General features: G+C 66.9%; 11 protein-coding genes. 7 read left to right on the top strand and 4 right to left on the bottom strand.

Features of this window, described 5'->3' with window-relative positions; all coding sequences use genetic code 11:
- Positions 1-13: 13 nt before the first annotated feature.
- Positions 14-820, top strand: coding sequence for an amidohydrolase (locus AC5P88_RS02535; RefSeq protein WP_495224234.1), 807 nt, complete (start codon positions 14-16; stop codon positions 818-820).
- A gap of 103 nt (positions 821-923) precedes the next feature.
- On the top strand, positions 924-1358 hold the full coding sequence (locus tag AC5P88_RS02530; protein ID WP_295548648.1) for a hypothetical protein: 435 nt from the start codon (positions 924-926) through the stop codon (positions 1356-1358).
- Here AC5P88_RS02530 and AC5P88_RS02525 read toward each other — a convergent pair.
- Positions 1345-2475 carry an MFS transporter gene (locus AC5P88_RS02525; RefSeq protein WP_495224232.1) on the bottom strand — a complete coding sequence of 377 codons (1131 nt, stop codon included), beginning with the start codon at positions 2473-2475 and terminating at the stop codon, positions 1345-1347. The genes AC5P88_RS02530 and AC5P88_RS02525 overlap by 14 nt on opposite strands.
- A gap of 90 nt (positions 2476-2565) precedes the next feature.
- Here AC5P88_RS02525 and AC5P88_RS02520 point away from each other — a divergent pair, with 90 nt between their 5' ends.
- On the top strand, positions 2566-3354 hold the full coding sequence (locus tag AC5P88_RS02520) for an AraC family transcriptional regulator (protein ID WP_495224230.1): 789 nt from the start codon (positions 2566-2568) through the stop codon (positions 3352-3354).
- A 116-nt stretch (positions 3355-3470) separates the two neighbouring features.
- On the opposite strand, the gene AC5P88_RS02515 is transcribed toward AC5P88_RS02520, so the two are convergent.
- The 3 genes from AC5P88_RS02515 to AC5P88_RS02505 are packed head-to-tail and all read right to left on the bottom strand — an operon-like array spanning position 3471 to position 6904.
- Positions 3471-5117, bottom strand: coding sequence for a pseudouridine synthase (locus AC5P88_RS02515; protein ID WP_495224228.1), 1647 nt, complete (start codon positions 5115-5117; stop codon positions 3471-3473).
- On the bottom strand, positions 5110-5985 hold the full coding sequence (gene scpB, locus AC5P88_RS02510; protein WP_286073892.1) for an SMC-Scp complex subunit ScpB: 876 nt from the start codon (positions 5983-5985) through the stop codon (positions 5110-5112). Before scpB ends, AC5P88_RS02515 begins: the two co-directional genes overlap by 8 nt.
- A gap of 13 nt (positions 5986-5998) precedes the next feature.
- Positions 5999-6904, bottom strand: coding sequence for a segregation and condensation protein A (locus AC5P88_RS02505; protein ID WP_495224226.1), 906 nt, complete (start codon positions 6902-6904; stop codon positions 5999-6001).
- 374 nt (positions 6905-7278) lie between these two features.
- On the opposite strand from AC5P88_RS02505, the gene AC5P88_RS02500 reads away from it, so the two are divergent.
- From AC5P88_RS02500 to AC5P88_RS02485, 4 genes are all read left to right on the top strand, one after another.
- Positions 7279-7578 (top strand): YciI family protein, encoded by a 300-nt coding sequence (locus AC5P88_RS02500; RefSeq protein WP_005410329.1) that lies wholly within the window; start codon positions 7279-7281, stop codon positions 7576-7578.
- Between the two features lie 20 nt (positions 7579-7598).
- Positions 7599-7850 carry a BolA family protein gene (locus AC5P88_RS02495; protein WP_049430589.1) on the top strand — a complete coding sequence of 84 codons (252 nt, stop codon included), beginning with the start codon at positions 7599-7601 and terminating at the stop codon, positions 7848-7850.
- Positions 7851-7999: 149 nt separating this feature from the next.
- Positions 8000-9037 carry a LacI family DNA-binding transcriptional regulator gene (locus AC5P88_RS02490; RefSeq protein WP_012480808.1) on the top strand — a complete coding sequence of 346 codons (1038 nt, stop codon included), beginning with the start codon at positions 8000-8002 and terminating at the stop codon, positions 9035-9037.
- Positions 9038-9113: 76 nt separating this feature from the next.
- The gene (locus AC5P88_RS02485; RefSeq protein ID WP_106550036.1) at positions 9114-12170 is read left to right on the top strand and encodes a TonB-dependent receptor; all 3057 of its coding nucleotides are present in this window, start codon (positions 9114-9116) and stop codon (positions 12168-12170) included.
- Positions 12171-12357: the final 187 nt, after the last annotated feature.

Raw genomic sequence — 12357 nt, 5'->3', positions numbered from 1 at the left:
CGGATCAGTGACCATGCAGGACCTGAGCATTTCCCTCGTCCAGGGCGACACCCGCTGGCATGACCCGGCGGGCAACCGCGCCTACTACGGCGCGCTGATGGCACCGCTGGCCGGCACCACCGATCTGGTGATCCTGCCGGAGACCTTCACCAGTGGCTTCTCCAACGACGCCATCGCCCAGGCCGAAGGCATGGACGGCCCGACCGTGGCCTGGGTGCGCGAGCAGGCACGGGCATTGAATGCGGCGGTGATCGGCAGCGTGCAGTTGCGCGATGGTGAAGGCGTCTACAACCGCCTGCTGTTTGCCACGCCTGATGGCGGGCTGCAGTACTACGACAAGCGCCACCTGTTCCGCTATGGCGGCGAGCACGAGCGTTATGCCGCTGGCCGTGAGCGCCTGAGCGTGGAATGGAAAGGCTGGCGGATCAATCCACAGGTCTGCTACGACCTGCGTTTCCCGGTGTTCTGCCGCAACCGCTACAACGTCGAGCGTCCCGGGCAATTGGACTTCGACCTGCAGATCTTCGTCGCCAACTGGCCGTCGGCACGCGCCTACGCGTGGAAGACCCTGTTGCGTGCACGGGCGATCGAGAACCTGTGCTTCGTGGCGGCGGTGAACCGCGTTGGTGTCGACGGCAACCAGCTGCATTACGCCGGCGACAGCGCGGTTCTGGATTTCCTTGGCCAGCCTCAGGTGGAAATCCGTGAGCGGGAACAGGTGGTCACCACCACCATTTCGGCCGAGGCGCTGGCCGCGCATCGCGCGCGCTTCCCGGCCATGCTTGACGCCGATGCTTTCCACCTCGACGAGCAGGCCTGAACGACGGCCTGAACGCTGCCGCACCAGCGCGCGCGCCTGCATCCAACCTGCACGCGCGCGCTGCTAGATTCGCCGCCAGTCCGACCGAACTGGAAGTCCTGCCATGAACAAGTCCTTCGCCCTGCTGCTGGCCCTGTCCGCCGCATCGTTGGCGCCGGCCGCACACGCTGCCGGCAACCTCGATTGCGAGCTGCGTTACAACCTGTCCGGTTGGTCGCTGATCTACAAGACCGCATCCGGCAATGGCACGGTCACCTGCAGCAATGGCGCCAGCATGCCGGTGCGCATCGAGATGAAGGGCGGCGGCCTGACGGTCGGCAAGTCGAAGATCACCAATGGCCGCGGCAGCTTCACCGGCGCCGTGAGCGTCAACGAGCTGCTGGGCACTTACGCGTCGGTCGGTGCGCACGCCGGTGCGGTGAAGTCCAGCAATGCGCAGGTGATGACCAAGGGCGACATCTCGCTGGCCCTGTCCGGCACCGGCAAGGGCTGGGATCTGGGCGTGGACGGCGCCGCCTTCACCATCAGCCGGCGCTGAGCCGTGCCGGCCGCTGCAGCCACAGGGCCAGCAGGCCGCACACGATGAGTGTCGGTGCCAGCAGTTGCAGTGCACCGACCACGGCCATCGCTGCGCCGATCAGCAGGTAGTAGAGCAGGCCGAACAGGGCGCCTGCGCTGCCCAGGCAGTGCGGGTATCCGCGCAGGGCCTGGCCCAGCACATTGGGAATGGCCAGGCCGAAACCGGCCACCACCGGTACCATCGCCGCGACCAGTGCCGGTTGATTGCGCAGCAATGCAGCCAACAGCCCGCCGGCCAGCACCAGTCCCGCGGCGAGCCGGATGCGCGTGGCCGAGGCAATGCCTGCGCGCAGCAGGCGAGCATTGCCCCAAGCACCCAGCGCCGAGCCCAGTGCCAGCACCGCGCCGCTGGCACCGAACCAGGCCAGCGGCCAGTGCAGGCGCTCGAACACGAATGGGCCCAGCGCGTACCAGCTGTACATGGCCACGTTGAATGCCATCACCAGCAGCGCCTGTGACCAGATCCAGCGATCACGCAGCAGTTGCCGCAGCAGTGGCAGCAGGGGCGTGTGCACGACTTCGGCAGGGCGGCTCTCCTGCAGGCCGGATGCGCATCCGAGCATCAGCAGGATGACGATCAGCAGCAGGCCGGCCTGCACGCCGGCATAGCCATGGCGGTCCACCAGCAGCACGCCCAGCGCCAGCCCGATCGCCGGGCTCAAGGCCAACGCCATGCCGATCCATGAGAACGCCTGCGCCAACGCGGGACCCTTCAGGTGGTCGCGCAGTACGGTCTGGGTTACCACCGAGGCCGCCGCCGCACCCAGCGCGGCCAGTGCCTGGGCCAGCAGGACGTGGCCGAACGTGCTGGCCAGCAGGCCGCCGCAGGCCGCCAGTGCGAACACGGCCAGGCCGCAGAGCAGGGTGGGACGACGGCCGATATGGTCGGCCAGCCGCCCCCATAGCAGGACACCGGCGGCGAAACCGAACAGGTACAGGCTCATGGCCTGGCTGGCGGCGGCGGGGGGCAGTGCGAAGCGCCCGGCGAGGTCGGCCAGGGCAGGGCTGTACAGGGTCTGCGCCAGCTGGGGGAACATCAGCAGCGCGATGGTAAGCAACAACAGGCGACGCGACATGCGGGCGCTCCAGGAACAGGGCCGCGCATTGTGGTGGTGCCTGCAATGGCGCACTCTCTCCACTCTGTCGTTGAATGTATGAAATCAGACATGGCCTGGTTGCAACCGGACGCGTACTTCGACGCCGATGCCTGGAGCGCTCCGGTGCTGGGGATCGCGGCCTCATTGGCGGATCACGACTCGGGTTGGCACCAGCATGCACGCGCGCAATTGCTGTACACCCGGCAGGGCTGTACGCGCCTCACCTACGGTGATCGCATCAGCCTGCTGCCGCCGTCGCGCGCGGCATGGATTCCCGGCGGCCTGCGCCATCGCGCACAGATGCGCCAGGCCGTGGACTACCGCTCGCTGTATTTCGATGCCACGTTGTCGGCACGTCTGCCTCAGCAGCCGGCGATCATCGGCGTCGGCCCCCTGCTGCAGGCATTGCTGGAACCGATCGCGCAGGCGCCGTTCGACCATGACTGGCGGGCGCCGCGCGCGCACCATCAACTGGCGTTGTGCGTGCTGGAGATCGCTGCTGCACCGGTGGCGCCGATGGACCTGCCTCTGCCGCGTGATCCACGGATCGCACGTTGCCTGCCGTTGGCCGAGCAGTTGCCGCCCGAACTGGGTGAGCTCGCCGCGCGTGCGGGCCTGGGCGTGCGCACGATCGGTCGGTTGATGCAACGCGATACCGGCATGGGCTATCAGGCCTGGCGCCAGCAATGGCGACTGATGCGGGCCATGGAGTTGCTGCTGCTCGGCCATCGCGTGGCGCATGTGGCGCAGGACACTGGCTTCTCCGCTGAGAGTCCGTTCATCGCCTTCTTCCGCAGCATGACCGGCACCACACCCGCCGCTTTCCAGCGCCACGCAAAAGGGGACGGAGGGGATTAAGTCGCTTTCGCCCCTTCGACACGCGGCGCGGCAAAAGCGACTTAATCCCCTCCGTCCCCTTCTTAAAGAAAAACCCCGGCCTGCGCCGGGGTTTTTCATTTCATGCGTGCCAGCGATCAGCCGCCGCGCGGGCCGCTGCGGCGCGGGCCGCCCGGACCGCGGTTGCCGCCGGGGCCACCCGGGCCACCCGGGCCACGGTTGCCACCCGGACCGCCGGGGCCGCGATTGCCGCCCGGGCCACGGTTGTTGCCACCGCCCGGACCGCGACCGCCCGGACGGGCACCGTGTGCCGGCTTGGGGCTGCCATACGGGTTGAAGCCCGGGGTGGCGTGGTCGGACGGGAAGCTCGGGGCGTTGCCCGGATGGCCGTACGGGTGCTTGTTGCCCTGGCCCTGCGAGCGGTTGCCGCCACCGGCCGGACGACCCTGGCCGCCTGCGCCGCCACGGCCTTCACCACCAAAACCGCCACGGCCCTGGCCGCCACCGGCGCCAGCGCCCGGACCCTTCGGCTTGCCGTACGGACGGCCCTGGCCGCCCGCGCCCGGACCACGGGCACCCGGGCCACGTGCGCCCGGACCCGCATTGCGATGGCCGCTCGGGCCGGTGCTCACGCCATCCGGCACGTACCAGGTGCGGAACGCGGCCGGGTTGCCTTCCGGCAGCGAACGGTCGTTCTTCTGGGTGCGCTGCTTGAACGGCTTCTGCGACTGCTTGGCTGCTGCTTCACCGCTGACCGTCAGGCCACCCTTGAAACCGCCGCCCTTGCCGCCGCGGCCACGGCCGCGATCTTCGCGCACGTTGTCGAAACGACGCAGCTCGCGGCCTTCGTCGGCCGTGTTATGGCCGTTGACGTAGGCATTGCCACGGCCACCTTCGCGCACGCGCACGGTGGTCTTGGCGGCGCGACGCTGGCCGATCACCGGCTGCAGGGTCAGTGCCGACGGCGCGCCTTCTTCCAGCTTCAGCTGCGCACGCAGGGCTTCCACCTGGGTGGTGCCCAGTTCCACCGAATGGCCACGGGCCAGTTCGCGCGGCAGGCTCACCTTGCCGTAGCGGGTGCGCTTCAGGCGGCTGACCTGGCAGCCCTGCGACTCCCACAGGCGACGCACTTCGCGGTTGCGGCCTTCCTTCACCACGACGCGGAACCAGTCGTGCGAGTCGGTGCCGCCGATGCGTTCGATCTCGTCGAACTTGGCCGGGCCGTCTTCCAGTGCCACGCCGCGGGCGAGGCGGTCGACGATGGCGTCGGAGACCTTCTCCTCGCCTTCCGGGGCACGCACGCGCACCACGTACTCGCGCTCGACCTCGAACGACGGGTGCATCATGGCGTTGGCCAGTTCACCGTCGGTGGTGGCCAGCAGCAGGCCGGTGGTGTTGATGTCCAGGCGGCCGATCGCGATCCAGCGCGCGCCCTTCAGCGGCGGCAGCGATTCGAACACGGTCGGGCGGCCTTCGGGGTCTTCGCGGGTGGTCACTTCGCCTTCCGGCTTGTTGTAGACCAGCACGCGCGACGGTTCGGCCAGGGCGGTGGCGACGAAGCCGCGGCCATCCAGCTCGATCTTGTCGCCGCTCTTGACCGACATGCCGGTCTGCGCGACTTCACCGTTGACCTTGACCAGGCCTTCGGCGATGCGCTGTTCCAGCGCGCGGCGCGAACCCAGGCCGGCCTGGGCCAGCACCTTGTGCAGGCGCTCTTCCAGCTTGAACTGTTCGGAGGTGGCTTCGCGCTTGAGCGAGAGCTTGTTACGGGGGGTGTCACTCATCAGTTTTGCTCCGGCCGACGGTTTCGAGGTCGGCCTCTGGTTCGGAATCGGCTTGGTCAACAGCCACGGTCGTCATCGCGACGGCGTTGTCTTCGCGTTCGTTCAGGGTCACCGCGCGCTCGCCCGGCGCGGAATCGGGGTGCCCATCATCGAGGGGCGAAGGTGCTTGCTCATCGGAAGCCGACGCAGACGCTGCATCGGCGGAATCGGGGGTGTCGCTGCCGGCCAGGCCGGTGTCATCGTTTGCGGCAGCGCCGTCGGCGCCAGCCGAAATGTCCGGACCATCTGCACTGGCGGCGGCCGGTGCGTCGCGGTCCAGGGCCAGCTGGGGTTCCAGCTCGCCCAGGTCCTTCAGTTCCGACAGCGGCGGCAGCTCGTCCAGGCGCTTCAGGCCGAAGTAGTCCAGGAAGCCCTTGGTGGTGCCGAACAGGGCAGGCTTGCCGGGCACGTCGCGGTGGCCGACCACGCGGATCCACTCGCGCTCTTCCAGTGCCTGGATGATGTTGCTGCTGACCGCCACGCCGCGCACCTGCTCGATCTCGCCACGGGTGATCGGCTGCCGGTAGGCAATCAGCGCCAGGGTTTCCAGGGTGGCACGGGTATAGCGGGTCTTGCGTTCGGTCCACAGCCGGCTGATCCAGCCATGCACTTCGCCGGTTACCTGGTAGCGGAAGCCTGAGGCGACCTCGACCAGTTCCACGCCACGGCCTTCGCAGGCTTCGCGCAGGCGCTCAAGCGCACGTTCGATGCTGCCCGGCGGTGCCGGCTCCTCTTCCGGGAACAGGTCTTTCAGCTGGGCCAGGGTGAGCGGCTGGCTGGAGGCCAGCAGGGCGCCCTCTACAATGCGGTTGATCAGCGTTTGGTCCATCGGCAGTCAGCGCTCACTCGTTCTCGTTGGCGGCGTCGTTGTCGTCGAACTCGCTGCTGAACTGCAGCGGGGCATTGGTGTTGCCGGCCGCCAGCGACTTCACATAGATCGGCGCCAGCGGTTCTTCCTGGACGATGTCCAGCAACTGTTCCTTGGCCAGTTCCAGCACCGCCAGGAACGTGACCAGCACGCCCAGCTTGCCTTCTTCAGCAGTGAACAGCCCTTCAAAACGATAGAACTTGCCGTCTTCCAGGCGCCCCAGCACTTCGCCCATGCGTTGCCGCACGCTCAGTGCTTCACGCTTGATGGCGTGGCCGCTGAACAGCTCGGCGCGCTTGAGCACGTCGTGCAGGGCCAGCAGCATTTCCTTCAGGTCCACCGGTGGCGGCAGCTTCACCGCAGCGCGTTCGGGCATGAAGGCATGGGCCACGCTGGTGTCGCGGTCCTGGCGGGGCAGGGCGTCGATGTCCTCGGCGGCCTGCTTGAAGCGTTCGTACTCCTGCAGCCGGCGCACCAGCTCGGCGCGCGGATCGGCCTCATCGCCGTCTTCGCTGACCGGGCGCGGCAGCAGCATGCGCGACTTCACTTCGGCCAGGATCGCGGCCATCACCAGGTACTCGGCGGCCAGCTCGAAGCGCAGCTCGCGCATCACGGTGATGTATTCCACGTACTGCCGGGTGATCTCGGCCACGGGAATGTCCAGTACGTCCAGGTTCTGGCGGCGGATCAGGTACAGCAGCAGGTCCAGCGGGCCTTCGAAGGCATCCAGGATGACTTCCAGCGCGTCCGGCGGAATGTACAGGTCCTGCGGGATCTGCAGGACCGGTTGCCCATGCACCACGGCCAGCGGCATTTCCTGCTGCTGGGGGGCGGGCGGCCGGGTTGGCGGGTTCGCGTCGAGCGCGAGTTCGGAAGTCATCTAATGGACATCAGGATTGCAACGGACCAGTCGCGGCACCGGGTTCGCCGGGCCAGCGCCACGGAGCCCCAGGGCACCAGACACGCCGGGATCGGCGCGATTCCACACAGGTAAAACAGCAGGACGCGCCGCAGGAAACGGCAGCGACGGAACTACGGGGAGGTCGTCTACGTGGCCCGGCCGGGTGGTCCGGTTTGAAGCAGCGGGACGGTCGTCGGGGGCTGCGTTGGCCGCAAAAACCGACGGGCTGCTGCATCCAGCCACGTGCAATGGAGCCTAGGGTAAGCCTTTGTCGCGCCAGTGTCCAGCCGGGCCGGGGCGGGGGCCGCATTGGCTAGAATCTGCGCACCCGACAACGCAAGCGAGGAAATGCCGTGTGGTATGTGATTGAAGGCTATGACGGCCAGGATGTGCTGGCGCAGCGGCTGCAGGCGCGGCCGGAACACCTGGCGCGCCTGCACGCGCTGCGCGACGAAGGCCGCCTGCTGCTGGCCGGGCCGTGCCCGGCAGTGGACAGCGAGGACCCGGGCCCGGCCGGTTTCAGTGGTTCGGTGGTGATCGCGCAGTTCGAGTCGCTCGTGCAGGCCCAGGCCTGGGCCGATGCCGACCCTTACGTAGCCGCGGGCGTCTACACCCATGTACAGGTGCGTCCGTTCCGCAAGGTCCTGCCGTGAACGCGGAGCGGATCGAGCGGATGCGTGACGCACTGCAACAGGCGCTGGCCCCCAGCGTGCTGGAAATCGAAGACGACAGCCATCGGCATGCCGGCCACGCGGGTGCGAGGGATGGCCGCGGTCACTTCAACCTGCATATCGTCAGCGAACGCTTCGCGGGACTGGGTCCGCTGGCCCGGCATCGCGCGGTCTATGCCGCGCTGGGGGCGATGATGGAGACCGACATCCACGCGCTGTCCATTCGCGCATTGACCCCGTCAGAACAGGGCTGAGCCCTTGTCCCACGCTGTCCTGGCGGGTCCCTCTGCGGGCCCGCCGCAGACAGATTTCCATGTCCATTTCAGGACATTCGCCTAACGGACTGTTTACAAGCCCAGATGGAAACGCTTACATTCCGCGCCAATGCTGGTAGGTCCAAGCCGTGGAGGGCGGCTTCGTGAACAAGGCAGCTATCACAATCAAAGACGTCGCACGCGAAGCCCGGGTCTCCGTGGCCACGGTTTCCCGCGCGCTCAACGGGCATGAAAATGTCGCCGAACCGGTCCGCCAGCTTGTGCTGGAGGTGGCCGCTCGGCTGCGTTACACCCCGCACGCCGCCGCCCGCAGCCTGAGCAGCCGCCGCACCAATACGGTGGGCGTGGTGCTGCCTGACCTGTACGGCGAATTCTTCTCCGAGCTGATGCGCGGCATCGACAACGTCGCCCGCAACCGCCGCCAGCACCTGCTGGTGTCCAGCTACCACGGTGACCAGGAACAGCAGGGCGCGGCCCTGCGTGCCATGCGCGGCCGCGTCGACGGCCTGCTGGTGCTTTCCCCCTATGCGGAGAGCCCCGGCTTCCTGACCGACAACCTGCCGCAGTCGTTGCCGACGGTGTTGATCAACACCTATCTGCCCGGGCAGGACCACCCGGTGCTGAGCATCGATGACCATGCCGGTGCGATGGCGATGACCCGCCATCTGCTCGACGCCGGTCACCGCCGTATCGCTTTCATTTCTGGCCCGGACCTCAACTTCGACGCGCGCGAGCGCCTGCGCGGCTTCCGTGACGCGCTGGCGGCTTTCGGCAGTGACGCCGAAGGCATCGAGCTGCCCGGTGATTTCGACGAAGCTTCCGGCCATCGCGCCGGTCAGGAGTTGCTGGCAGCCGGAGCGCTGCCCGATGCCGTGTTCGCCGCCAACGACATGATGGCCTTGGGTTGCCTGTACGCCTTCACGCAGGCAGGGGTCCATGTGCCGTCCGATGTCGCCCTGGCGGGTTTCGATGACATTCCACTGGCGCGTTTCGTCCACCCGTCGCTGACCACCATGCAGGTCAGCATCGCCGAGCTCGGCGATCGGGCCATGACGCGCCTGATGCAGTTGATGGACGGCACCTCCACGGATGGGACAGGGGACAAGCAGACCCTGGTTCCCCGCTTGATAGTTCGCGATTCCACCACTCCGCCATCGGGCCGTTGAAGCCAGAGGCGTTCCTTCTTTTTTGATTGATCGCAGGGACCGCGCGAGCGGTCACCGCCACCCGGAGATTGAGTTGATGATGCATACCACCTTCCGCACGCCGGCGCGCCGGCTGCTGAGCACCGCACTGGTCAGCTGCCTGATGCTGGCCGCTGCTCCGAACGTCATGGCGCAGTCGGCCAACGCCAGCCTGCGCGGCCAGGTTGCCGGCGCCCAGGCTGGCTCTGAAGTCACCGCCACCAACGTGGCTACTGGTACCGTCCGTCGCGGTACCGTGCGCGCCGATGGCAGCTACTCGCTGATGGGCCTGGACCCGGGCACCTACGACGTGGTCGCCAACGGCCAGACCCAGAAGGTCACCGTCACCGTGGCCTCGACCGCCACCCTGAACTTTGCCGGTGCCGCCAGCAGCACGCCGGGTTCGACCGCGGCGACCAACCTGGACACCGTCAACGTCGTCGCGCCGACGCTGTTGCAGGAAGTGCGCACGTCGGAAGTCGGCAAGACCGTCAGCCTGCAGCAGATCCAGACCACGCCGCAGGTCTCGCGCAACTTCCTGGAGTTCGCCGACGCGGTGCCGGGCCTGATCTTCACCCGTGACGCCAAGGGCAACACCTCGCTGCGCGGCGGTGCCACCAATGCCGATGGCACCAATGTGTACATCGACGGCGTGGGCCAGAAGAGCTACGTGAAGGGTGGCGGCGTGGCCGGCCAGTCCGGCAGTGCCGGCAACCCGTTCCCGCAGCTGGCCATTGGCGAGTACAAGGTCATCAGCGGCAACTACAAGGCCGAGTACGGCCAGGTGTCCAGTGCTGCCGTCACCGCTGCGACCAAGTCGGGTACCAACGAGTTCAAGGGTGAAGCCTTCTACCGTTACACCAACGACAGCATGCGCGCGATGACCCCGGCCGAACGCCAGCCGAACAAGGGCAAGGAAGATTCGGCCGAGAAGGAATACGGCTTCGCGCTGGGTGGCCCGATCATCCAGGACAAGGCCCACTTCTTCGTGACCTACGAAGCCAAGCGCTTCGACCTGCCGGTGACCATTGCGCCGGATGGTGCGGTCACCGCTGCTGCCGGCCTGCTGCCGGCCGCCGGCGCCGCCGGCCTTGGCCCGGCCAGCCAGCCGTTCCAGCAGGATCTGATCTTCGCCAAGATCGACTTCGAGCCGACCGACAATGACCGCATCGAGCTGACCTTCCAGGACCGCGACGAAACCCAGTCGCAGTTCAGTGGCCAGACCTCGCCGCAGGCCGGGCGCGAAGTGGTCAATACCGACCGTCGCTACGCCCTGCGCTGGAACCACAGCGGTGAGCGTTACTACAACGAACTGATGCTCACCCACGAGGATTCGTTCAACAACCCGACCCCGCTGACCCTGGCCAACGGCATCACCTACACCGCACCGGACGGTCCCGAAGACCGCACCGTGGTGAAGATCGGCGGTGCATCGGCACTGGATTCGCAGGTGAAGGGCCAGAAGGGCTGGTCGATCGAAGACAACCTGACCCTGGATGGCATCCAGTGGGCCGGCGACCACACCATCAAGATGGGCGTGAAGTACAAGCAGATCGACCTGTACGCTTCCGATGCGGCGCAGATCAACCCGACCTTCACCTATTCCCTGGGCGATCCGGACTTCCCGGATTCGATTCCGTACAAGGCTCAGTTCGTCAAGCCGGTGACCGGCGTGTCGGGCGTGTCCGGCGAAGTGCGTTCGAAGTCCAAGCAGTACGGCGTGTTCATCCAGGACGACTGGCAGGTCAACGACCACCTGCAGTTGAACATCGGCCTGCGCTGGGACTACGAAAAGACCCCGACCTACCTGAACTTCGTCACCCCGCAGCAGGTGGTCGACGCCATCTATTCGCAGGATCCGCGTGCGCCTGCCGGCCAGACCTACGCCGATTCGCTGGCACTGGGTGGCCTGGACATCAGCGACTACATCAGCAACGGTCACAACCGCAAGGCGTTCAAGGATGCCTGGCAGCCGCGCCTGGGCTTCTCGTATGACATCAACGCCGACGAGCAGCACGTGATCCACGGTGGTGCCGGCCGTTCCTACGACCGCGACCTGTTCGACAACCTGCAGCTGGAAACCACCAAGCTGGCCCTGCCGCAGCCGACCATCTACTTCCGCAACCCGGCCACCGGCACCTGCATCAACGGCCAGGCCGCCTGCTATGACTGGAATCCGAACCTGCTCAACGGCATCGGCAACCTGCAGTCGCTGGTCGGCGCGACCAGCAATGCCGGCCTGGAAGTGGACCTGCTGAACAACAAGCTGAAGGCGCCGTACTCGGACCAGTTCAGCCTGGGCATGAGCAACCGGATCGGCGAGTGGCTGACCGATGCCACCATCGCTCGCACCCTGAGCTACGACGGCTTCGCCTTCACCCTGGGCAACCGTTACCCGACCGGCCAGTTCTTCGATGACCCGCGCCTGTGCGGCGGCACCGATCCGGGCCTGAGCCAGGCCTGGAGCTGCAACGTGCCGGGCTTCGGCAGCCTGATCATCGGCCAGCAGGGCATCAAGACCCGTGCGACCCAGGTGCTGCTGTCGGCGCAGAAGCCGTTCACCAAGGAAAGCGGCTGGGGCACCTCGATCGCCTACACCTGGACGACCGCGCGCCACAACCGCGACATCAACGAGAAGTACGCCTTTGACCGCGGCCTGATCGGTGACTACCCGACCATCCGTTCCAACGGCGCGCCGCGCCACCGCCTGGTGGTGACCGGTTCGTATGCGGGCTTCTGGGGCATCACCTTCGGCGGCAAGATCACCCTGGCAACCCCGACCGCCGTCAACGACTGGTACCCGGTGATGCAGGCCAGCGGCTACACCCTGCCGACGCCGCAGGCGGCCGTGCCCAACGCCACCGGCAAGTTCCTGGTGGGTGGCAAGATCTTCGGCTACCGTTCGGTCGACCTGCAGGCGACGAAGACGTTCAAGATGCCGGGCGATACCGAGCTGTACGCACGTATCGACATCATCAACGTGTTCAACTTCGACAACTTCTCCACTTACAACTACGTCAAGACCAACGGCAAGCTGCAGGCCAGCTACAACGAGACCGGCGAAATCATCGGTACGCCGCGTCAGATCAAGGCCGAAGTGGGCTTCCGCTTCTAAGTCCGGGTGTAGATGCACGACCCGATGCCGCCGGTCCGCCGGCGGCATCGGCTGAAGGGGTACATGGCAATGGCCGGCTTCGTGCCGGTCCATTGCCCACGCCGCTGCCGGCCAGGGGGCAGCGGCGTGGGCAATGATCGCGGTGTCAGGCCACGATTTCCGTGGTTTTTTAAGAACGCACCTTGTA

Source organism: Stenotrophomonas sp. YJH_SMC_8, assembly GCF_059371315.1.
Note: the sequence above shows the minus strand (reverse complement) of the source record. Positions and strands in the feature narration are given on the sequence as shown.